The sequence below is a fragment of the Chitinophagaceae bacterium genome (assembly GCA_016710165.1).
Taxonomy (GTDB): domain Bacteria; phylum Bacteroidota; class Bacteroidia; order Chitinophagales; family Chitinophagaceae; genus Ferruginibacter.
Map to the genome: position 1 here is coordinate 368,147 of JADJLJ010000001.1, position 23,135 is coordinate 391,281.

General features: G+C 46.5%; 19 protein-coding genes. 15 read left to right on the forward strand and 4 right to left on the reverse strand.

Annotation, left to right across the window (positions count from 1 at the left end; genetic code table 11):
• The first annotated feature begins 115 nt into the window (after nucleotides 1-115).
• The 4 genes from IPJ02_01670 (at nucleotide 116) to IPJ02_01685 (ending at nucleotide 7,833) form a co-directional block, all read left to right on the forward strand.
• Complete coding sequence (locus IPJ02_01670; protein ID MBK7374311.1) at nucleotides 116-3,097, forward strand: caspase family protein; 2,982 nt, start codon at nucleotides 116-118, stop codon at nucleotides 3,095-3,097.
• Between the two features lie 85 nt (nucleotides 3,098-3,182).
• Nucleotides 3,183-5,603, forward strand: a complete 2,421-nt coding sequence (locus IPJ02_01675; GenBank protein MBK7374312.1) for a PQQ-binding-like beta-propeller repeat protein — start codon at nucleotides 3,183-3,185, stop codon at nucleotides 5,601-5,603.
• Entirely contained in the window at nucleotides 5,590-6,885 is a 1,296-nt protein-coding gene (locus IPJ02_01680; protein MBK7374313.1) for a caspase family protein, read from the forward strand. The genes IPJ02_01675 and IPJ02_01680 overlap by 14 nt, the downstream gene beginning before the upstream one ends.
• A 90-nt stretch (nucleotides 6,886-6,975) precedes the next feature.
• On the forward strand, nucleotides 6,976-7,833 hold the full coding sequence (locus IPJ02_01685; GenBank protein MBK7374314.1) for a diacylglycerol kinase family lipid kinase: 858 nt from the start codon (nucleotides 6,976-6,978) through the stop codon (nucleotides 7,831-7,833).
• Nucleotides 7,834-7,923: 90 nt separating this feature from the next.
• On the opposite strand, the gene IPJ02_01690 is transcribed toward IPJ02_01685, so the two are convergent.
• Entirely contained in the window at nucleotides 7,924-8,508 is a 585-nt protein-coding gene (locus IPJ02_01690) for a PhnA domain-containing protein (GenBank protein MBK7374315.1), read from the reverse strand.
• 127 nt (nucleotides 8,509-8,635) lie between these two features.
• Here IPJ02_01690 and IPJ02_01695 point away from each other — a divergent pair, with 127 nt between their 5' ends.
• The 3 genes from IPJ02_01695 to IPJ02_01705 all read left to right on the forward strand — a co-directional run bounded on the left by IPJ02_01695 (nucleotide 8,636) and on the right by IPJ02_01705 (nucleotide 10,904).
• Nucleotides 8,636-9,085, forward strand: coding sequence for a hypothetical protein (locus IPJ02_01695; protein ID MBK7374316.1), 450 nt, complete (start codon nucleotides 8,636-8,638; stop codon nucleotides 9,083-9,085).
• A gap of 89 nt (nucleotides 9,086-9,174) precedes the next feature.
• Nucleotides 9,175-9,969 (forward strand): AraC family transcriptional regulator, encoded by a 795-nt coding sequence (locus IPJ02_01700; GenBank protein MBK7374317.1) that lies wholly within the window; start codon nucleotides 9,175-9,177, stop codon nucleotides 9,967-9,969.
• A 179-nt stretch (nucleotides 9,970-10,148) separates the two neighbouring features.
• Nucleotides 10,149-10,904 carry a hypothetical protein gene (locus tag IPJ02_01705; GenBank protein ID MBK7374318.1) on the forward strand — a complete coding sequence of 252 codons (756 nt, stop codon included), beginning with the start codon at nucleotides 10,149-10,151 and terminating at the stop codon, nucleotides 10,902-10,904.
• Between the two features lie 83 nt (nucleotides 10,905-10,987).
• On the opposite strand, the gene IPJ02_01710 is transcribed toward IPJ02_01705, so the two are convergent.
• Both IPJ02_01710 and IPJ02_01715 read right to left on the reverse strand, forming a co-directional pair.
• Nucleotides 10,988-12,019 (reverse strand): hypothetical protein, encoded by a 1,032-nt coding sequence (locus IPJ02_01710; GenBank protein MBK7374319.1) that lies wholly within the window; start codon nucleotides 12,017-12,019, stop codon nucleotides 10,988-10,990.
• Nucleotides 12,020-12,338: 319 nt separating this feature from the next.
• Complete coding sequence (locus IPJ02_01715) at nucleotides 12,339-12,509, reverse strand: hypothetical protein (GenBank protein ID MBK7374320.1); 171 nt, start codon at nucleotides 12,507-12,509, stop codon at nucleotides 12,339-12,341.
• Nucleotides 12,510-12,716: 207 nt separating this feature from the next.
• Between IPJ02_01715 and IPJ02_01720 the strand changes: the two genes are divergently transcribed.
• The 4 genes from IPJ02_01720 to IPJ02_01735 all read left to right on the forward strand — a co-directional run bounded on the left by IPJ02_01720 (nucleotide 12,717) and on the right by IPJ02_01735 (nucleotide 18,610).
• Complete coding sequence (locus IPJ02_01720; protein ID MBK7374321.1) at nucleotides 12,717-14,195, forward strand: carboxypeptidase regulatory-like domain-containing protein; 1,479 nt, start codon at nucleotides 12,717-12,719, stop codon at nucleotides 14,193-14,195.
• Between the two features lie 129 nt (nucleotides 14,196-14,324).
• Entirely contained in the window at nucleotides 14,325-16,064 is a 1,740-nt protein-coding gene (locus tag IPJ02_01725; protein MBK7374322.1) for a hypothetical protein, read from the forward strand.
• A gap of 169 nt (nucleotides 16,065-16,233) precedes the next feature.
• The gene (locus tag IPJ02_01730; GenBank protein MBK7374323.1) at nucleotides 16,234-17,178 is read left to right on the forward strand and encodes an aspartyl protease family protein; all 945 of its coding nucleotides are present in this window, start codon (nucleotides 16,234-16,236) and stop codon (nucleotides 17,176-17,178) included.
• Between the two features lie 643 nt (nucleotides 17,179-17,821).
• Entirely contained in the window at nucleotides 17,822-18,610 is a 789-nt protein-coding gene (locus IPJ02_01735; GenBank protein ID MBK7374324.1) for a hypothetical protein, read from the forward strand.
• Between the two features lie 37 nt (nucleotides 18,611-18,647).
• Here the strand turns inward: IPJ02_01735 and IPJ02_01740 are convergent, their stop codons facing one another.
• Nucleotides 18,648-21,290, reverse strand: a complete 2,643-nt coding sequence (locus IPJ02_01740; protein MBK7374325.1) for a carbohydrate binding family 9 domain-containing protein — start codon at nucleotides 21,288-21,290, stop codon at nucleotides 18,648-18,650.
• A gap of 288 nt (nucleotides 21,291-21,578) precedes the next feature.
• Between IPJ02_01740 and IPJ02_01745 the strand changes: the two genes are divergently transcribed.
• From IPJ02_01745 to IPJ02_01760, 4 genes are read left to right on the forward strand one after another with little or no spacing between them, the layout of a single operon-like run.
• Nucleotides 21,579-21,791 (forward strand): hypothetical protein, encoded by a 213-nt coding sequence (locus IPJ02_01745; GenBank protein MBK7374326.1) that lies wholly within the window; start codon nucleotides 21,579-21,581, stop codon nucleotides 21,789-21,791.
• A gap of 4 nt (nucleotides 21,792-21,795) precedes the next feature.
• Nucleotides 21,796-22,152 (forward strand): hypothetical protein, encoded by a 357-nt coding sequence (locus IPJ02_01750; protein MBK7374327.1) that lies wholly within the window; start codon nucleotides 21,796-21,798, stop codon nucleotides 22,150-22,152.
• Between the two features lie 25 nt (nucleotides 22,153-22,177).
• On the forward strand, nucleotides 22,178-22,714 hold the full coding sequence (locus tag IPJ02_01755) for a GNAT family N-acetyltransferase (protein ID MBK7374328.1): 537 nt from the start codon (nucleotides 22,178-22,180) through the stop codon (nucleotides 22,712-22,714).
• A gap of 25 nt (nucleotides 22,715-22,739) precedes the next feature.
• Nucleotides 22,740-23,009 carry a DUF3303 family protein gene (locus IPJ02_01760; GenBank protein MBK7374329.1) on the forward strand — a complete coding sequence of 90 codons (270 nt, stop codon included), beginning with the start codon at nucleotides 22,740-22,742 and terminating at the stop codon, nucleotides 23,007-23,009.
• The last annotated feature ends 126 nt before the right edge of the window (nucleotides 23,010-23,135 follow it).

A 23,135-nucleotide genomic window follows, 5' to 3' on the forward strand; every position in this document is an offset into this window, starting at 1 on the left:
CTGCTTCCGGGAACACGAACCCTTTCACCGTTGAAAAAGACATAGCAACGATGGGAGATCATGGTAAAACAGCTTAAACCGGCAGTTTTGTTTTATCTTTTAGCAAAGTTTCCATATGCTGACCCGGACTGTATTAGTATTCTGCATTTATTTTTTATTCATCGCACTAAGTATTTGTATTGCACAGCCCCCCAGACTTGTAGTGCCGGTAGGGCATACAGGTTCGGTTACAGAAATTCAGTTCAGCCCGGATGGGAAAAAACTGGTCACGGTTTCCAATGATGGTACGGGTAAATTATGGGAGACCCGGTCGGGTAAACTGCTGATAGACTTCAAACCGTATGTAGATGCAACGCTGGCGCCATTGAAATCTGCCCGGTTCACGCCGGACGGGAATTGCATGGTACTGAACTTCCAGGATCAATATAATGACGCATATGGTGTTATGGAAATATGGGAGATGAACACAGGGAAGAAGTATTCCCAATACTATCATGATGAATATATTTCGGGCAGTACAAGAATAAACCAGTACAATGCTGCCGGGAAAAAAACCGGCACTGTTACCGTGGATGAAACAATGGGGAAAGGAATTCAAGGCAGTAAAAAAATGGTAAGCGTTTTCGAGGCTCTTGTTGATACCGTAACAGCCCTTAACAAGTATGTACAATATGTTTCAAGCCCCGACGGGAACATAGCAGGACAGATCACCCAGTACGAAATTGACTTTGACGACCCCCGGAAGAATTATTCAACGGCCATATTCTTTGATGCACGCAATGGCAAACGGCTTTATACGTTAAGCAACCTGGTTTATAAAAGCATTGATGAGAATGATTTCCTGCTCTTCTTCAGCCAGGATGGGGAAAAAATGATCATGCCCGAACGGGATTCCACCGTTTCTGTCAGGAAGGCAGAGAACGGGAATGTCATTATGAAATTGAGGGGTTTTACCGACCGGGTTAACATTGCCCGTTTCAGCGGGGATGGAAGAAAAATAATAACTGCTTCGGGGAACCAGGTTAAGATCTGGGAATCTGCTACGGGAAGATTCATCATGGAATTAAAAGGACATGCCGGACAGGTGAATGATGCCCTGTTCAGTCCCGACGGGAAAAAGATACTGACCGCATCTGCTGACCAAACTGCTAAAATATGGGATGCAGTTTCCGGAAAGAACACGGTTAACTTAACAGGCCGCACCAATAAGATTCTGAATTCAGTTTATAGTGCTGATGGAAAGCAGGTTCATGTCTTCACTTCCAGCGGTACCCTGGTATTAAATATTGAGAATGGTAATTTTCAAATTGACAATTCGATAAAGCCGGTTACCAGGAAAAGGATCAAAGATCCCCGCTATGCAGATATGCTTGACGAAAGAAGAAAATTCGTAAGAGATAGTACCAGTCCCGACGGAATGGTACGTATTGGCTGGGGCGCAAATGTTGTGAATTACTGGTCTGTACCGGAAGAGACCAGGAACGAGATCATTAATACAGTAATGAGTATTGCCGGGATGCCAGTAGATACATCTAAGCACTATCCGGGAAAACCGGATCACGAAGATTTAGAGGGTGGATTTGGCCTGGATGATTTTGTCACTGATATACACTTCAGTCCCGACAGTAGAAGACTACTGATAACCTGCGAAGACAATACGGTTCGTTTGTATGATATGTTTAAGCATGAATTTGTATTTTCATTTTTTCCCGTGGACAGTGCGGATTACCTGGTTCGGATCCCCTCCGGTTATTATCAAAGCACTCCCGGGGCGGCCCGGCTGCTTCATTATGTTACCAATGACCTGGAAGTGATCAGCTTTGAGCAACTGGATGTAAAATATAACCGGCCCGATATCGTGCTGGAAACCATTGGCAATGCAGATACATCCCTGGTATCCACGTATCGCAATGCCTATTACAAACGCATAAAAAAACTGGGCATTGATACAACCAGTTTCCGGGACGGGTACAGTGTACCAGCAGCCAATTTTTTAAACAGGGGATCCATTGCATCGGAACAAAAGACCGAAACGCTTACCCTGCAGATCACAGGCCGTGATAAGGCTTACAAACTCGACCGCTTCAACCTTTGGGTAAATGAAGTGCCGGTATTTGGACAACGGGGTATCAGTATCCGCAAAAAAAATATCAACAGTTTTGCCAGAACAGTCAGCATTAAATTATCGCAGGGAGAGAACCGGATCGAGACTTCGGTTACGAATGTAAACGGTACCGAGAGTTACCGCATACCATTAACCGTTACTTATATCCCTGCAGCCAGGCAAAAGGAAAAAACGTATTTCATCGGCATTGGTATCGATAAGTTTGCCGATGCAAACTACAATCTCCGCTACAGTACAAAGGACGTACATGACCTGGCTGACAAACTGAAAGAGAAATACGGGAATGCGATCATCATCGATACCCTCTTTAATGAGAACGTTACCATCAGTAATGTGAAAGCGCTGAGGCAAAAGCTACAAAAGACCACGGTGAATGATAAGGTCATTATTTCGTATTCCGGGCATGGATTGTTGAGTAAGAACTATGATTATTATCTCTCTACCTATTCTATAAAATTTGATGACCCGAAAGAGAACGGGTTGGCATATGAGGAATTGGAAAATTTACTGGACAGCATTCCCGCCAGGAAAAAGCTGATGCTGATCGATGCCTGCCACAGCGGTGAAGTGGACAAAGAAGAATACCGGCAGGTGGAAATAAATAAGGCTGAACTCGATTCCAGCCACGTGGTTTCAAGAGGGGTGATCCTTACCGGAACAGGGGATGGGTCAAAAAAGCTGGGATTGAAGAACAGTTTTGAACTGATGCAGAATCTTTTTGTGAATGTAGGCAAGAGCACGGGAGCAACTGTCATATCAGCCGCTGCAGGAACCGAGTTTGCACTGGAAAAAGGAGATCTGAAAAACGGCGTGTTCACGTATTGTGTGATGGAAGCTATGAATACATATCCCACCATGAAGATCAGTGATTTGAAAAAGATAGTGGGAGCAAGGGTAGTAGAACTTACCAAAGGAATGCAGAAACCAACATCAAGAAATGAGGCCATTGCGGTGGACTGGAATGTCTGGTAGTTCTACATAAAACTGCTAATTGACTTATCCTTTTATTTGATAAGTATTTGGCAAAAAGATATACCTTTTAGTAAATCTTCGTAATATGCTAAAGCCTTTTTTTAAGGTTTGTATTTGTTTTATTGCATCTTCCTGTAATTATTGTTTTGCACAGCAACTTCAATTGGTATTGCCGATCGGGCATACCGGTAAATTATATGAAGCCCGTTTCAGCCCCGATGGGAAAAAAGTTGTTACTGCATCTAAGGACAATACAGCTAAAATATGGGATGTCAGCTCCGGAAGCCTGTTGGCAGATCTGAAAGGCCATACTGATTTCGTTATTCATGCACAATTCAGCCCGGATGGGAAAAAGGTTCTTACACAATCGTATGACCTTACCGGCTGGAAAGATAACCAGGGACGGGTTAAGATCTGGGATGCGGTATCAGGTACATACATCGCAGACCTGACAGCTGAATTTGGAATCACCACTATGGCCTGTTTCAGTCCGGATAGTAAAATGATCCTGACGATCGCTGATAGCGGTAAAATATGGGACGCTGCTACCGGCAAACTTATTTTTAAGTTACAGGGACAAACAAACAGGGTAAGTAGTATACACTTCAGCCCTGATGGTATTTGGATTGCGGCTGCCCTCAGAGATAATTCCCTTCAGATCTTTAATGCGAAAACAGGCAAGGTGGTACACAGGTATAAAAATCATACATCCTTGCCCAAGACCATGCAATTCAGCCCCGGTGGGAAAAAGCTCATCACAGCATCATTCAATGAGACCATAACCTGGGATGTTGCTGCATGGAGGCCGAAACGTACTGTTACCGTTAAGATAAACGGCGATTCAAATGAATTCAACGACGATCCTTTCTTCTTTACACCCGACCTGCAGAAGATGATCGTAGCCGATTACCGGCCCGATACTAAAGCAGTAATGGTTTGGGATGCTGCAACCCGTAAATTAATACAAACAAAAAAAGGGAATACCAATAAGGTTGAAAATTCCGAAACAATGCTGGAAGATGGAGGCCCCAGGGGAAATGTGGCCGCCGCATCCGGTAATGCATTTGCTGCGGTTTTAAATACTGCCATCCATAATAATTTACAGCTAGGACCAGAAAATGAAAAGACCGCTTACCTGTGGACCCTGGATAAAGGGCTGTTGGTTGATTCACTCACCGGTCATACCGATGCGATCAATTTTATGCAGTTCAACAAGGATGGTACAAAACTAGTAACAGCTTCGGATGACGGTACAGCCAAAATATGGGATGCGGGCACCGGGAAACTGCTTGCTGACTTGCGGAGCCATACATTCAACAGCAGGGCGGCAGATTTTAGTCCCGAATACGTATTAGACCCAACAGCCGCAAAAAAAATGATCACCGCATCGGATGACGGAACCCTTAAAACATGGGACAGGGAAACAGGAACATTGCTGAAAGTTTTTTCAAAACACGATGCAGCTGTTTTCTCGGTTCAATACAGCCGGGATGGAAAAAAGATCGTAAGCGGATCGGAGGATGGAACCGTTATAGTATGGGATGCCAATTCCGGCAAACATATTGATCTGAAAGGAACCTCCCGGGTAGTAATAGATCCCACTTCTGAATCAGACCTGGAATCTGTAACCAGGCTTGTTCCTCCAGAAATGAGCCCGGACGGGTTAAAACTGCTGACAGCCATTCAATCACCTGTTGCAAAAATATTCGATGCCACGAATGGAAATTTACTTTTTGAACGAACCGGTACCCGTTACCCGGGAATGGCCTTTGCACATTTCAGTAATGATGGCAGTAAGATAATAACCGGCTGGAGCTATTATGATAATGAACCCGATAAGAAGGATACAAACACGGTAATAATGGATGCCAATACGGGGAAGCTATTATTTAAGATAGAATCAACTGCTTCACAATTCAGTTCAGATGACAAAAAGATATTTGCAAATACTACCAGGGCACCCAGGGTATTTGATGCAACAAACGGAAAATTCTTATTTGGATTAAGATGCGATACCTGCAGAGAAACTACCTGGGGCATGATGAGCCCCGATGGGAAAACGATATTTTCAACGGATTGGCAAGAGGGAAACGGTTATTTCTGGAATGCAGAGAACGGTAAGTTCCTGTATAGTATGAAGGGCCAGGGCTCGTTTGTAGGTTCAAAATTCAGTCCCGACAGCAGGTACATACTCAATTCAACAGCTGACAACGGGATGGAACTATGGGATGCAACGAACGGGAATTTCCTGCAGCACTTCACGGGGCATACCGATGTTATAAATTATTTTGGCTTCAGCCCCGATGCAAATAATATCATCAGCACATCCAGGGATAACACATCCAAATTATGGGATGTACAAACAGGGAAATGCCTGTATACTTTTTTTGCAGTGGACAGTGCAGATTATTTTATCCAGCTTCCTTCTGGCTATTATCAAAGTACTCCCAATGCATCAAAACTCCTCCATTATGTAACAAAAGGATCTAAAAGTGATCTCCTTTGAACAGCTGGATGTAAAATACAACCGGCCCGACCTGGTTCTGGAAGCCATCGGCAATCCGGATACAAACCTCATCAATGCTTACCGGCATGCGTATTATAAACGCATCAAAAAACTAGGTATAGATACCACTTCATTCCGTGATGGCTACAGTGTGCCCGAAGCTGATTTTGTAAACAGGGAGGAAATTGCACCTGAGCAAACAAACGAAATACTTTCCCTGCATATAAAAGGAACAGACAGCACTTACAAACTTGACCGGTATAATGTTTGGGTAAATGAAGTGCCGGTGTTTGGGCAAAAGGGAATCAGCCTGCTTGATAAAAACGGTAAAAAATTTGATAAAACCATAACCATTCAGTTATCACAGGGCGTGAACCGTATTGAAACCTCTGTTACCAATGTCAATGGAACGGAAAGTTACCGCATGCCATTGCTGGTGAACTATGCTCCCCCGGTAAAACAAAAAGAAAATATCCATTTTATCGGGATCGGGATCGATAAATTCGGAGATGCCAAATACAATCTCAATTACAGTGCAAAGGACATCCGTGACCTTGCGGTAAAACTAAAAGAGAAGTACGGGAACGGCATACGCATCGATACGCTGTTCAACCAGCACGTGACCACTGCAAATGTGAAGGCTCTTAAGCAGAAACTGTTGCTAACGGGGGTAAATGATAAGGTCATCATTTCCTATTCGGGCCACGGACTGCTTAGTAAAGAATGCGATTATTATCTCTCCACGTATTCAATCAATTTCAGTAAGCCACAGGAGAACGGGTTACCGTATGATGAACTGGAAGCTCTGCTGGACAGTATTCCCGCCCGTAAAAAACTGCTGATGATTGATGCCTGCCACAGCGGCGAACTCGATAAAGAAGGATACCTGCAGTTCCAGGTTGAAATGAAGGAAATGACCCCTGATTCAACGAACAATGTAGTATCCCGTGGAGTGATCGTTACCGGTTCGGGAGATGCTTCCAAAAAGATCGGGGTAAAAAACAGTTACGAACTGATGCAGAACCTTTTTGTGAATGTAAGCAAGCGTACAGGCGCTACGATCATCTCCGCAGCAGCCGGAACCGAATTTGCCCTGGAAAAAGGGGACCTGAAGAACGGCGTGTTCACCTATTGTGTAATGGAAGCTATGGATAAATACCCCACCATGAAGATCAGTGATTTGAAAAAGACAGTAGGAGCAAGGGTGACAGAGCTTACCAAAGGAATGCAGAAACCAACATCGAGAAATGAAGCTATTGCAGTGGATTGGGATGTGTGGTAGTATATTGGTTCATTCTTCCTGCTTCATTTCTTATGGATCATTTGCCGGTTTTTAGAATAAAAGGATCGAACAGAGATACAAGTATCAATCATGCAGGGAACCAGTGAAAAAAATATCGCCATCGTCTGCAACCCGCTTGCAGGGGCCGGAAGGGCAGTACTATTTGCAGAAAAGGTCTGCAGTGAACTGACTAAACGGAATAAGACATACCGCTTATTCACCGGGACCTGGCCAATCCATTTTGATGGATTTACCGATGTGTTCATCGTGGGTGGGGATGGCACGCTGAATTATTTCATTAACAAGTACCCGGGTATTCAATTACCATTGGCTGTTTTCAATGCCGGCACCGGCAACGATTTTCACTGGTTGCTTTATGGCCATAAGACATTGGAGGAACAGGTGCAGCTCATATTGGATGCCGCTCCCAGGCCGGTAGACATCGGCAGGTGCAACGAAAATTATTTCATCAACGGGGTAGGGATCGGTTTTGAAGGAGAAGTGGCCAAAGCATTGACCGGCCGGAAAAAACGTCCGGGTAAGACCTCTTTTCTTTTCTGTATCCTCCAAAAGATATTCACGTACAAGTCAAAAAACTATAGGATACGATCAGCCGAATGGGAAACAACCGGAAAGAAACTACTGGTTGACATTGCCAACGGCCGACGGGCAGGTGGTGGATTTCATATTGCACCGGAGTCGGATGCAAACGATGGGTTATTTGATGTGGTGGTTGCGGATGCACTCAATTCCCTGGAGCGCTTACGCTACCTGCCCGTTATTGAAAAGGGCAAACACCTGGGCCTGGCAATTATTCATCACCACCGCACCCGTAAGATCCTGGTTGAAAGTGATGCTGTTATTCAATACCACCTGGATGGGGAATATGGGGAAGCAAAAAAACTGGACATCGAGATATTGCCTGCCCGCCTGCAATTCCGGTATTAGCAGTAAAGTAATCATTGTGACCGGGTGGCTGGTGAATGGTCCGTGGAGACACGAACCATGGAGGATGGAGACACGAACCACGGCGGGCAATTAAGCCTGTTGCTTACGCACATATTTGGTAAGTATCACGATCTGCTGCCCTTCGATCCTTCCCTCGATCTGTTCGGTATTGTCTTCCACGATCCGGATATTTTTTACTACGGTTCCCATTTTGGCATTCAGGGTGGAGCCCTTAACGTCCAATGATTTTATCAGCACCACTGAATCGCCGCTCTGCAATTGATGACCGTTGCAGTCTTTGTGCAGGTCCACACTGGCGTCATTCTCATGATCACCGGTTGCTTTTGCCCAGGCAAGTATTTCGTCCGGCAGGTAAAGCATATCCAGGTTTTCCATGGCCCAGCTTTCATTGCGTAACCGGTTAAGCATCCGCCAGGCTGTTACCTGTACAGCCGGAACTTCACTCCACATGGATTCTGTCAAACAATGCCAGTGCTTGCTGTCCAGTTCTTCTTTCTTTTCGATCTGTGCCAGGCATTTGGGGCAGATCAGTATGGAAGTATCGGCCGAAAGGCCATCCTGGGGAGGCACTTCATACAATTTCAGGTTGTCTCCGGATTTACATAATTCACATTTATTTCCGCTCCGAATCGCCAGTTGTTCTTCTACTTTCATTATCCTTTTTTTAAAATTGCTGCAAATGTAAGGATATTTAAACCACAGGGATCCTGCTTTGTATTTCACAGTAACGATCTGCCGCTGCGGTTCAGTCATTCAATGCGTATCTTTACTGCCCTCATCAATGAACCTGAAACAAAAAATTCACGATCACTACCTGCAGGTATTAAATGACCGGGAGGCGATGCTGCAGCAGGTATTGGCCGGCCTTAAGGAAAGCGGCAGCAACGAAACAAAAAGTACGGCAGGCGACAAACATGAGACCGCCCTGGCCATGCTGCAGATAGAGCAGGCAAATACCCGTGGGCAATTGCAGGAATTATTGGTACAAAAAGCAATGCTCAAAAAACTGGATCCTGCACTGTCGGCTGCCATGATCGTGAACGGCAGCCTGATCAAAACCAACCGGGGATATTTATATTTGAGTGTTGCGTTGGGCAAGGCCGTGATAAATGATATTACCGTGATGGCACTATCGCCTCAGTCACCGCTCGGACAGAAACTGCTGGGTTTAAAAGCCGGTGAGTTTGCCAGGATGAATGATACCGAATACCTGGTGGAAAGCATCGGATAAGGAATACAGGCCCGGTAAACGATTGACAATTCTTACGTACTTTGTAAAAAAATCACCTGGTCACCAAGTTCTATACGCCGCATCCGTTGTTGCAGGATCTCATCCAGTGCATCATGGTGGTGCATGCAGAAATGAATGCTGCTGCAGGGCCGGTCATTGTTCCGTATCCCCCCACACCGCAAAACTCATTGTTCTTCTATATCAACGACCGCATCAAAGTACAGGTAAGGGCGGAGGAAGGTTTTTTATTGCAGCCACGCAGTGTACTTGTTGGCCCCCAACTGACCCGGGTATTGCTCAACCTCAATCAAAACCACAAAGCAGTACGGGTGGGTTTTCATCCCGGCGGCCTGCACCGGTTACTCGGCATCTCCCTGTGTGAAATGATCGATGATAATTACGATGCAGCCGATGTTTTTGGCCATGAAATGGAAGAAGTGAATGAACAGCTGCAGGAAGCAGAAAGTTTTGATGAGATAAAAGAAGTGGTGGAGCAATTCCTTCTGCAGCGATCAAAGATACTTAAGCCATCCCTGCCATTTGATAAAGCCATGCTGGAACTGATGCGGCAGAACGGGAATGTTCCCATTGAAAAGATCGCCTCCTTATCCTGTTTAAGCCTGCGCCAGTTTGAACGGGTATGCAAGACCCGTATCGGCATCCCCGCCAAATCTTTTGCCAGGCTGGTCCGTTTCTCCAGGGCATACCGGCTTCATGAAAGCAGCCCGCAAATGGCCTGGACAGCCATTGCCTACGAATGTGGCTATTTCGACCAGATGCATTTGATCCGTGACTTCCGGGAATTTGCTGCGGCCACACCGGGTGAAATTGAAAAAGAACTGCAGCACATACCGGTACGGATGCAGGCAACCATGCGTTTATAATGTCGTTTTTGTACTATTTATGATCAGCCAGGACTTTGAATTTTGTATTCAAAATTTAAAGTTATGCAACGCAACCTTTTTCTTACAATGCCCAGAACGGGGACAAATTAAATCAATTAAAAAATGTTCCCGTCAGAACATTCTACAGCAATGGCGGGCATGAACAACGGGCAACGGGTATGGCCATTCGCATCGGCAAAGCCATCCGGTATCAGCAGCAGCTCACCGGGTTTAAACCGGAAGTGACATTATTGGTGCTGGATACTGCCGACTGGAAATTGTATGCTGCCAATCCCGTTTATGGAATGCCGCATTACAAAGGTGTTGACAGCCTGGTGGTGGCAGCAGAAGACAACCCGTTCTGGAAAGGGTTTTTACCACCACTGAACCAGCTGCCCGAACAACTTAGCAAACAGGTACAGGCCGTTTACCGTGTTGAAGACGGCACGGTGAGCATGCGCCCTTTTTTTGACCTGCTTGCCATTCATGAACTGGGGCACGCTTTTCATTTCCAGGGAGGGCTTAACATCCAGCGCTTATGGATGGGTGAGCTGTTCTGTAATATTTTACTGCACACCTATATTGCAGAGAACGAACCGGAGCAATTGCCTGCCCTGACCCTTTTTCCAAAAATGGTAGTGGGTGCCGGCACAAAAGAATATACCTATACCCGGCTGAATGACGTGGAAGAATTGTATGAAGAGATGGGCAGTAAGCACCCGAAGAACTATGGATGGTTTCAATGCCGCTGGCATTCGGCTGCTGCCGGCATTTATGATACCGGTGGCAAGGAACTGTTTACAAAATTATGGAAGGCATTGAAAGCGCAGAAAGAAAAATTACCGGATGCATTGCTGGTTGATTTCCTGGAAACAAAGGTCAGCAGGTCCGTTGCAGATGTCATGCGTAACTGGGACAGAGAAACCTTACAATAAATATACTGTTCCGCATTGCTGTAACCTATAAATAAAAACAGGAAGGACGGATCCTTCCTGTTCTGTTTATTTGTGCCCGTTGATCAATTTGCTTTTATCACTTCATACCAGATCTCGCCGTTCTCAACCACCACGGGTTTGTATTGGGCGCCATCAACCACGTAATAGGTCTCGCCGTCGATCACCACGGTCTCATAACCATCGGGTAAGCTTTCCACAATGGCTCCCAGCGGCGGAGAAACAACATAGTAATTGCTTCCACGCTGGTCATAGTACGTGCCGTTGTAATAGTAGTAAGGATAATTACGTACATATATCCTGCGGAATCCAACCGGCAAAATATTTATATAGATACCGACAGGAGGAGCGCAAACGGTAAATAGGTTATTGTAAGGACGGTAGAATACACCATCCCAGTAACGGTAACTGAACCCGCCAAAACTTATACTGAAATAAGTTGATGGCACGTTATAGAAGTAACTGTTTCTCCTGGGCAGGTAATTATATCGCCAGCTTGGATCATAACGGTTATACACCGGCCTGCGGTCGTACTGGTAAACAGGGCGATAACCCGGCCGGTCCCTTGTGTACATGTTGCGGCGATAATCATTTCCACGCCCGGCAATATTATCATTGCCACCCCGGTTGATGTTGCCGGGATTGTCATTTCTCCTCCTGTTATTTATGTTGTCATTACCAGGGCGGTTGATGTTACCCGGGTTATCGTTTCTCCGGTTGTTCTTCCAGTCATTGTTACCTGGACGGTTGATGTTACCCGAATTGTCATTTCTCCGGTTATTCTTCCAGTCATCATTTCTGCCCTTGTTCATGTTGCCACCTTCATAATTCCTGTTGCGGTTGAAGTCGGGTGCATCATTTTTTTTCCAGTCACCACCCTTGTTGCCCCTGCCCATGGCCACATCGTTCCTTCGTTCGCCACCCGGTGGCTGGTTCGATCGTTCTTTCCAGTTGCCATTCCCTTTTTCTCCGCCACGCCGGTTGCCCTGGGCTGTTGAAGTCCCGGCGTACAGAACCGATACTATGAATACAGTGATAATGGATGCCAGGGAAAGTTTACGGAAGGTAACGTTCCTGATCCGGTCGTTCGTTTTCATGTGTTTTTATTTAGATGTAAAAAATGAATTCATATGTAGTGTTTGTAAGACAGGAAATAAATACAAGAACCTTACCACATTAGGTGCTTTCACAGAAATATAACTATTGTAAAGAACCGGTTAACAGGACCGGGGAATGGATCGTATGCAACAGCCAGGGCATGCCACACGGGCCTGGCATTTTAGTACAAGCTTACTTGTTTAGTGCATTTCCATTAAAGTCAGACTGTGTTTATGGGAAACAGATATATACATTTGCGGTATATCCATCCGGAAATCAATTCCATAGGTATTGGGCGATACTTTCCTGAAATGAGGATCATTTCATTACTTCATCAATTTCTATATCGCCTTTGTCATCCCTTGGTTTGCGGTAATCGTGCTTGATCTCTTCTTCCAGTTCCTTTTCATCTTTCTGGTTACGTACCACCAGGAATACGATCAACCCAACAGCAAGGATGCCAAAAATGATAAGTACAGGCCAGTTCATGGTCTTAAGTTTCCATAAATCTAATAAAGCTTTTTGATGTCCAATGTTAAGTTTCTGCATGGCCTTCCGGACCGGTTCGGGTACCCGGGAATTATCTGCTGCTTAAATCACCCGGCCAAAAAACGGTGAAAACCCCGCACTCTTTTGCCTGGCGGCAGGGTAGGTTTGCATACGTATTACATCTTACATCACCCGTAAAACATTTGTATGCATATTACCTTAAACAAACTCATTTCAATAAAACTGTGGCCGGTGCTGGCGGCAGCCTTCTTATCCGTTGTTCTTTTGCAATGCAAAAAGAATGAAGTGAACGATAAGACCTTTACCGTTTCGGGCATTGTCACCGATGAAACCGGTTCGGCTGTTTCGGGAGCCACCGTAATACTGGGCGGACAGACCACCACTACCGGTGGTGATGGCAGGTTCAGCTTTTCCGGGCTGCCCGATATGGCCAGTTACCAGGTAGAAGCATCGGCCACAAACTATTTCACCGGCTACAAGAACGTGGATAATATCGACGGTTCCAGCCTGGAAACAGAAATTTCACTGATGGCAAAAAACAACCTGGGCACATTGCCTGCAGGGGGTGGCTCCGTTGGCAGCACGGGCCTCCGGGTAACAGCAGCACCCGGTGCTTTCAGTAATGCAGATGGTTCACCCTATGCCGGGCAGGTTAAAGTGGCGGCCAGGTATATCCGGCAGGATAACCCTTCCCTGGCTTCACTGATGCCCGGCGGAGATTTTATGGCAAGAGAAGGAAATGATGTGGGTGCCATGATCAGCTATGGATTTGTTGCTACTGAATTTACGGATGCAGCAGGTAAAAAATTAGTTGCCAATGCCAATGTAAAAGCAGCGGTGACGGTTCCGGCCGGTGCAGGCAACCCGGTCACCAATGGTGCCAAAGCATGGAGCTACGATCCGGTTTCGGGCAAATGGAATAATTCAACCGGCATTACCCAAACCGGGAGCGAATATTTTTTCCCGGTAACAACCCTTTACCAGAATATTGACCGCTTTGTCCTTGGCTTTGGAACAATTGAAGGCCAGGTGAAATGTACGAACGGAAGCCCGGTTGCGGGTGTGAAGGTCACATTGGCTTCCACACAATACAATAACAAATACATCACCTACACCAATGCCAATGGAAAGTACCGGGCTAAAGTGGCTGTGAAGGATGGGAACATCACGTTCAACTACAATGTATCCACAACCAGTTCCACGGTATATGCCGGTACAGCCCCTGTTGGCGGAACGGTTACCGCACCGGTGATAACCACCACAAACTGTACAGGATCCGGCGGCGGTGGGGGTGGAGGGACCGGTTCGGGAAATTATACAGCCGGCGGAGTTTACCGTTCCGGAGTATGTACATCTGTACCGGATGTGGGCACCGGCGGTCCGCTGGGTAATATTGATGTGGCAATAATCACATCGAACGGCGAAAGTTTTATCATATACAACATGCCCCAGCAAAGCAGCGGCAGCTATGCATTCAACGATGGGTATAATTCAAGCGGAGGCAGCGTGCTCTATGGTTTGATGAGCCAGTCCTCCAATGTATATGGCACAAGAAGCGGCGGTACGGTCACGAAAACCGGGGCAAAGAGTTTCACTTTTTCCTGTACCGTCTACGATATAATCACCAAGCAGAATATCAGCGTGACAGGAAGCGGAAATTATTAACCCTAAGATCACTTTTAACAAGGGCTGATGGCTTTACCAGCTATCAGCCCTTTTGCATCATCCCTGTGAAAAAATATTTGGATTCCTGCATGGCTTGTTTGTATCTTTTATGCTGATAAATCATTCCATATGCCAACACGGTTATTTCTTTCAGCAGCAAGCCTGTCGCTCATCATTATGTTTGCATTCCGCTTCAGCGGATCAAAAAAAGAAGTTTCCCTGAACATCGATGCGTACAAGGCAAAAAAGGCCATACGATGCAGCCCCGACTGGAATGAACTGAGGACATGGATCGAAGAGATCGATATTCCCCCCATGCCCGGCGCAGGAAAACACCAATGGAAGATCTCTACAACAAATGACAGCGCCCAGTTCTACTTTAACCAGGGCATCAACATGTATTATGGCTTTCACATCATTGAAGCAATGGCTTCGTTCAAGAAGGCGGCCCGTTTCGACCCCAACTGTGCCATGCTTTACTGGGCGCAGGCCTTGGGCTATGGGCCCAACATCAATGACTTCGGTTACCGGGCATCGCCCGATGCACTGGCTGCCGTGAACAAAGCAAATGAACTTGCCGGCCATGCAACCGCCTTTGAAAAAGGATTGATCGGTGCCATGTCGGTCCGGTACACTGCCGACTCAACGGATGTGACCAGGGCTCAACTGAACCAGGTTTATACCGACAAGATGAAACAGTTGTATGAAAAATATATTTCCCTTTCGGATGCCCAGGCTCTTTATGCCGATGCCATGATGCTGCAGCATCCCTGGGACCTGTGGAATGCCGACGGCACACCCAGGCCATGGACGCCGCTGATACGAAACGTGCTGGAAAAATTTCTGGTGGAATTTCCTGAGCATCCCGGCGCCAACCATTATTACATTCATGTGATGGAACCTTCGCCTTTTGCATCGCTGGCATTGCCGAGCGCCAACAGGCTGGGCATTACCAACCCGGGCCTCTCACACCTGGTACACATGCCTTCGCATATTTACCTGCGTACCGGTAATTATAAAAAAGGAGTGGAGGTGAACATCCATGCGGTGAACAGTTACCAGAAATACATTCCCTTATATGCCCCGGTAACGGGCGCCGATTTCCTGTACATCATCCATAACCTGCACATGAAAACAAACAATGCCATGATGATGGGGGATTATGCGGTAGCGGAAGCGGCTGCCATGGAAACAAAGAACAGCATCCCCGCCGATTATTTATCCATCCCGGCACCCATGGGAACCTATGTACAATACATAAACATGACACCCGTGCTGCTGTACATCCGTTTTGGGAAATGGGATGAACTGCTGCAGGTAAAACAACCCGATGCATCGCAGGTGTACGCAAACCTGTTGTATCATTTCGGCAGGGGTATGGCTTTCTCTGCCAAAAGCAATTTTACCGGGGCATCAACCGAACTTGATAAATTGAGGGAATGGATGAAAGACAGCTCGCTGAAAATACCTTTAACGCCTTTTTCACCGCTGACCGAAGGAGCCCGGGTTGCTGAGCAACTCTTGCTGGGAGCCGTTCATCTTGACCGGAAAATGTATGACGGCGCAATCCGGCATTTTAAACAGGCCGATTCCATAGAAGCCAATATGGTTTATAACGAACCCCGTGACTGGTTACTGAGTCCCAAGCATTATTTAGGCACCGCTTACCTGGAAAGCGGCGATGCGGCCAATGCAGAAAAGATCTTCCGCAAAGACCTGCTCTATAACAATGAGAACGGCTGGGCCTTATTTGGTTTATACAAGGCGTTGCTGGCACAGAAAAAAAATGCAGAAGCGTTGCGGGTACATACAAGATTCAAAACAGCCTTTGGCAAATCCGGTATTAAAATATCAAGGCCGGTATTTTAATTGCCATGTCCAGTTAATACAGAGCCGGTTTCTTTCGTAAAGAAACCGGCTGTTTTATCATCCGGGTTCAAGTATGCAACAACAAGTTAATTCTCCCGGGGTATTGTCCCTTTCATTTAAATTAGCATTTCAATAGCCGGTCATAAGCCCTGTAACACGATATATCTGTTTGATCATTGCTGCCGTATTTGCAACAGCAACACTGCATGCTGCCCATGATAAAACAGGGCCGTTGCCGGTAAGGAAATCACCGGTCCGCATCGATGCCCTGGCAACTGATACGGTTTCCTGCACGATCCCTTTCAGCCGTGCCGGCAATCTCATTCTTATCCGGGCCATGGCCGATACCACCGAGGGTAATTTCATACTTGATACTGGTGCGCCGGGCCTGGTGCTGAACCTTACCTATTTCAGGGATTACCCGGTCAGCACCGATCTGAATGAAGAACAAAGCGGCATAACAGGAGCAGTAACAATGGTACAAAAGACCCGGGTAAATGAACTCCGTTTTGGCTGCATAAAGCGCAGCGTTCTTACTGCAGACCTGGTGAACCTGGGACACCTGGAGAATACAAAGGGAGTACGGATATTCGGCCTCATCGGGCTGTCGCTTTTGCGGCAGTTTGAATTGATCATTGATTACGAGAACAGCCTGCTGCATTTCCGCCGGGTACTTAAAAAAGACAGTTTTAAAAATCCCCTGCTTGCCGATACATCGGCATACAGCATTGTTCCGGTTGAGATCTGGAACAACAAGTTGGTTACCCGTACCACCATGGCCGGTAAAAAATTAAGACTTATGATCGATTCCGGTGCCGAATCGAATTTGCTGGACAGCCGGCTGCCGGATAAGATCTTTGATAACGTAGAGATCTTAAGGCGCATTCAACTCACCGGGGCAGGAGCGAAGAAGGTGGAAGCCCTGTACGGGAACCTGAACAACCTGCAGATCGGAAGACAGAATACCGGTAGCCTGCCTGTGATCATCACCAACCTCGAAAAAACCTGCCTGGCGGATAACAGTTGTATTGACGGAATTTTAGGTTTTGATTTTCTTTCGTTGCATAAAATAGGATTTAACTTTGTAACCAATAAAATGTACATATGGAAATGAGGAGCACTGAAATGACCTGGAAGAAAGTACGGAAGATCTGCTGCTGCATGGCACTGGTGATGGCTTCCTTGCAAATGCATGCACAGGTACCGGTGCGTTCTTACACCGTCAAGAACGGGAAAATGTTCATTGCACTTGGCAAGGACATTGAAAGATCTTCCCTGGACAGTTTTATAACAAAGTATGAACTCTACGACCTGGACCTGCTGAAGTGCATGAGCCTGGGTTCTACCGATACCCTGAAAAAACTGGGCTGGAACATTGACATAGATAATAAAGAACTTCTCGTCATCAGCAAACCCCTGTTCAGTGCAGACAACATCAGCAACGTTGCAGACAAAATAATCTTTACCCAAAAAGGACGTGAGCCGGTACCCGAAGCCCAGGTGCATTTCGGGTATAACCGGTTTAAGAACAAAGCAGCTTTTGCCGTTGCCGATTCTGTTGTTGGTTTTTTTCTCCGGGGAAATGTACATGCAGGTAACGTGAAGCTGGCGGGAAGCTTTACCAACTGGGAAAGGGGCGCACTGCCCATGACAAAGACCGACAGCGGCTGGGTAACGAATGTAAAGCTGGCCCAGGGAAACACCTCTATAAATTCATCATTGACGGGAACTGGACAGTTGATAAGGATAATCCGAATGTGGACAATGACGGAATGGGCAATGACAACTCCGTTTATTTTAAAACCAATCATACATTCAGCCTGGAAGGATATACCGGTGCAAAACGGGTTTACCTGGCCGGCAGTTTTAATGAATGGAAGGAAAGGAACCTGCTGATGCAACGTACCCTCACCGGTTGGGCATTGCCGGTCTACCTGTCTGAAGGCACACACACGTACCGGTATATTGCCGACGGAAAATGGATCACCGACCCGGGCAATACTGAAAAGTTACCGAATGAATACAACGAATATAATTCGGTGATACGGATGGGTAATCCGTACCTGTTTGTACTGGATGGCTATCCCGATGCAAAAAAAGTGATCCTGTTCGGCTCGTTCAACAATTGGAAAGAAGGTGAACTGTTCATGAATAAGACAGCATCCGGGTGGGAGTTACCTTACACCCTTGGTCCGGGCAATTACGAATACCGGTTAAAGATCGATGGAAAGGATTTTGCTGACCCCGTTACAAAGAATAATCTTATACTGGTCATCCGGCCCAACTTCATTTTCCGGTTAAAGGGTTTTGCAAATGCAAAAAAGGTTTTTCTTGCCGGCGACCTGAATAACTGGAACCCGGGATCTTTCCAGATGAAGCGGGAAGGAGACGAATGGGTCTTCAGGGCCCACCTGAACAAAGGAAAACACCGCTATAAGTTTGTAGTGGATGGTAACTGGATACTTGATCCTGCCAATAAATTATGGGAACAGAATGAACACCAGACAGGCAACTCCATTTTGTGGATGGATAAGGATGAACAATAGTTTGTTTCCGTTTACCGCAGGAACCGGTAGGTCCATTTCACCAAAAAGATATTGCGGGCATTGCCCCCGCTGAAAGCATTATTGAACATGCTTGTAAAGAGGGGGCTGTCCAGGTCATCATACGCATCTGCTGTATTTCCTTCAGACCACACAGGTACAACTCCGAACCGGGCCGGTATTCCCACCGTATGACCAGGTTGGAACGGAACTGCACGAAATTAAAATCGGGTTTGCTGAAACTGTAATCGGTGATGCCGTCCCTGTTCGCATCCACCAGGTAGCTGCCATTCACCTGGCTGAGCTGGTCTGCAGAGAATTGCGTGAACCTGTCATCCAGTTTTTTTACCAGTGGATCGGAAACATAGGCAAAATGGCTGTACAGGGGACGGGTGATAAAAGGCTGCCCGTAATATTGTACCGTCAGGTCCGGCGTGATGTTGAAATTGATCCTTCCGGTAAAACGCAATGTTCTTTGTTTTACCTGTGCCACGATGGTACGGGTTGAATTGTTATAAGATACATTCCGCACGAACTGGTCCTGCCGCCGCCAGTTTTGATCGTAATTGGCGCTTAAACTTATGCTGAGGGCATTGATGGGTACAATGTTGAGCGTAAGTCCTGCACTGTTAACGGTCATGCTGTTATCAAAGCCCCACCATTTAAAAAGGGTCAGGTTTGCATACACTTTTTTCCGGTAGTCGCTGTTCACATAATAGCTCCAACCGATACCCGGCGGCCTGCGCAGGGAACCGGCGCCTCTTAATGCCGTATTGGAAACATCATACGGGTTCCAGGTCACGCCGGTACCGCTCGGCCAGTTACTGCGGAAAGTTGCATGGGCATTTACATTGAATTGTTCATACAACAACTGTCCGCCAAAATCCCAACGGAACCAGTGATTGTAATTGAACCGTGCATTTCGGAAAAATGCAAATGGTTTCTGGTAATGCAGCCCCAGCCATGTCCAGTGATTTATTTCATTGGACGTGAGCATGAAGCCGATATCATTCAGCTCCAGTTGAGGAGAACGCAGCGTAAGGCCTGTCTCAAATTTAAATACCTGTCCTTTTTTACCTACCCGTCCGCCTATCTTGCCGATACGGAACGTTCCGCCGGTGCCCGTAAGGTAGGTACGGCTGCTATCAACCGAAAATTCTTTTGCACCCGGCCGCTGGAACAGGTGTTCAAATGCGGTTTGTGTCCGCAGGATCGCTTCTTTGGTCCCGGTAACATGACTGTATACCAGGTTGCCCCGGATATACCAGGTGCGGTGTTTCCAGTAATGTAAGAAATCGAGCCCGCCGGAATAAGCGCTGCGGTGAAGCATGTTGTCCAGTCCATGCTCCCGGTTTACCGCTGTGAATATCCCGCCAATGATCGTATTACCGCTGTGGATGTCCTTCTGCAGCCTTCCTACAAAAAAATTTGTAAGGGGCTCTACCAGTTCTTTTCTTCTTTTACCATTATTGTCAACGGTCGCTTTCTCTCTTTCCGTAACAGTTTCCAATACGCCGATGCTCCACCCGTTCTTTGTTTTACCGCTGAATTTGGCTGCGCCCAGTATGCTGGTGTTTTGTGGATGTTTTACATATTCGCCATTGGATAAGCTGGCATACCCATGCGGTGAACTGCCTATGCGCCGGGAATAAAAAAGAAGGTCTGAATCGTACTCCCCGCCGGCCTGTGAACCCGTGATCTGGTATTCAAAAATATTCCGGCTTTCAATAAAGAAGGGCCTCCGTTCGCTGAAGAAATTCTGGAACCCGTCGATCCGAACCTGTGATGGGTCTGCTTCCACCTGCCCAAAATCGGGGTTGATGGTAAAATCAAGTATCAGGTCGTTCGTTACGGCTACTTTACCATCCAGCCCACCCGTGAGTTTCATATCAAACCCATCGGCAAAAGGATTGCCGGGCTGCTTCCTGTATTTATCTGCCTGAACGGTCATATAAGGCGCAATCTCCACCTGGCGGTGAAAAGGAATATCATTCAGCCCGTGCAGTTCACCAAAACGGCTCACCCAAACCCCTGAGTTTTGAGGAATGAGTTGCCAGGTGGAGCGTTCCTCTTTCCGGAATATCCGCCGCATTAACTGTATGCCCCACACTTTTTCTTTTTCATTCCCGTAGCGCAACTGGCTCAGGGGTATCTTTACTTCAGCCGTCCAGCCCGAACTGTTCACATGGGTCTTTGCATACCAGATGGGGTTCCAGTTTGCATCCCAGTTGTTGCCGTCGTTGCTCACAAACTCATCGCCCCTTACCCCGGAAACAGACAGTGTAAAAGAGAATGCGGTACGAAGGTCGTGGTAACTGTCGATGTTTATCTCTACAAAATCTCCGGGAAAAGCATCCCGCCTGCCCATTCGTTTATCAATGGAATCGGGGGCCCGGTCAATACAGTTGTAGGCAATGTAAAGGAATTTATTATCGTACAGTATCTTGAACTGGGTAGGCTGGGACGGGGGTTTCCCTTCTGCAGGCTGCCATTGTGTAAAATCGCCGCCCCATTCCACGGCATTCCAGGTTTCTTCCGAAGGGATGCCGTCTAAAATAACGGGAGTGCCGGTCAGCCGTTTCGTATGATACTGCTTTCGCTCAATAACCGTATCTGCCGGGTTGGCACTGGCAATAGAAATGGCTAAAACAAAAATGAAAAAAAGCAGGCTATACTTTTTCATCCAACAATTTAAAAAGGGATAGCATGGTCAAAATCATAAAATATTGCAACGGTTATTTTTAGCTATGTGTGGTTTGCTGTTTGAAGCAGATGTAAAAAACGGCAATGGCCCGATTGGCCGGGCGGTAAAAAAAAGTACCGGGAATGTATTAACTTAACCAGCCATTAAACAGGCTGGTATGAAGATACCGTTGTTCATATGCGGGTTGGGTATTTGGTTTTGCTCCTGTGACCCGGTACAGGAGGCGGGCAGCCTTTCAAAAACACCCATTTCATCAAAACCGGGAAGGTGGATTTTAAGACCCAGGTTCAGCCCATTCTCCGCAAGATCTGTTCACCCTGTCATTTTCCCGGCGGCAGATTATATGACAAACTTCCTTTTGACAAAGCAGAGACTATCATCAGCCATGAGGCCGGCATTTTAAAAAGGATAAAAAAGGAAGCGGATATAAAACTGGTCAGGCAGTTCATGGCGCAAAATAAAGCTGTAGCTTTAAAATAAAAACATGAGCAGGTATAATATATTCCTTTTACTTTTCATCCTGTCTGTTGTGGCAGCGGTTGTTTTTATGGTAACCTACCTCAATGCCATCTTCGGATTCGTATTTCATATAGATGATCATTCGGGTGCCGATCCCTTTGAATTGCTGGCCAACATCTTCAGCCCGGCCGTGCTCATCCCGGGACTTGTACTCGGCCTCAGCAGCCTGGCTTACCGCATACTGGGCATTGTATATGTTGCAAAAAGCAAAACGGTCTCCGACGGGGAAAAGGCATTATGGATCGTTGGGTTCATCATCATGGGTTTTATAACCGGCATCGTTTTTTTGGTAATGGCCAAAGGCCGGAAATTTGTTGAATAGTGATCCTTCGCTTTATTTTTACCGCATGACAGTCTCATTTTCCGATCCACGTATTGCCGTTGCTGCTGCAGCAGACATTGCTGCCATAAAACACCTGCTCAACAACACGTACCGGGGAGAAGCGTCCAGGCGGGGGTGGACCACGGAAGCCGACCTGATCGAAGGTGATACACGGGCGGATGAACCGATGTTGCAGGAAGTAATGGATAAACCCGGTTCGGTAATGCTGAAATATGCTGACGACGCAGGGCATATCATCGGCTGTGTGAACCTGCAGCAACATGGTTCAAGGATCTACCTGGGCATGTTCAGCGTTTCACCGGAACTCCAGGGAGGTGGGATCGGTAAGCAGTTATTAAAAGCATCCGAAGAATATGCCCTTGACCAGCATTGTTCATCCATTTACATGCGGGTAATATCGGTACGTACCGAACTTATCAACTGGTATAAGCGGCATGGTTATGCAGATACCGGATTACGGGACCCCTTTGAGGAAGACGGCATGACCGGCAAACACCTGCAAAAACTGGAATTCATGATACTGGAAAAAGCTTTGAAATGAATTCAAACCGATCAAAACGATACACATGGTTTATATGATCATTGAAAGATTTCACCCGGGTAAAGTAAAAGAACTTTACAAACGCTTTGATGAACGGGGAAGAATGTTGCCCGAAGGCGTACATTATATCAACAGCTGGATCAATGAGGAAGTTAGTGTCTGCTACCAGGTAATGGAAAGCAGTTCCGAAGAAAAACTGAAGGAATGGATAAGCCATTGGAATGACCTTGCCGGGTTTGAAGTGATCCCGGTCATAACATCCGCGGAGGCAAAGGCTAAGGTTTTTACGAAGTAGAACTACTGTTTTTTTTAATGATCATCCATGCTGCGTTCATTGGCTTGATTTTTGGGAATTCATTCCGGCTAAAATCCAGTCTATGAGAACCAGTTTCTGCTCACTCATTTTTCTTCCGGGTATTGC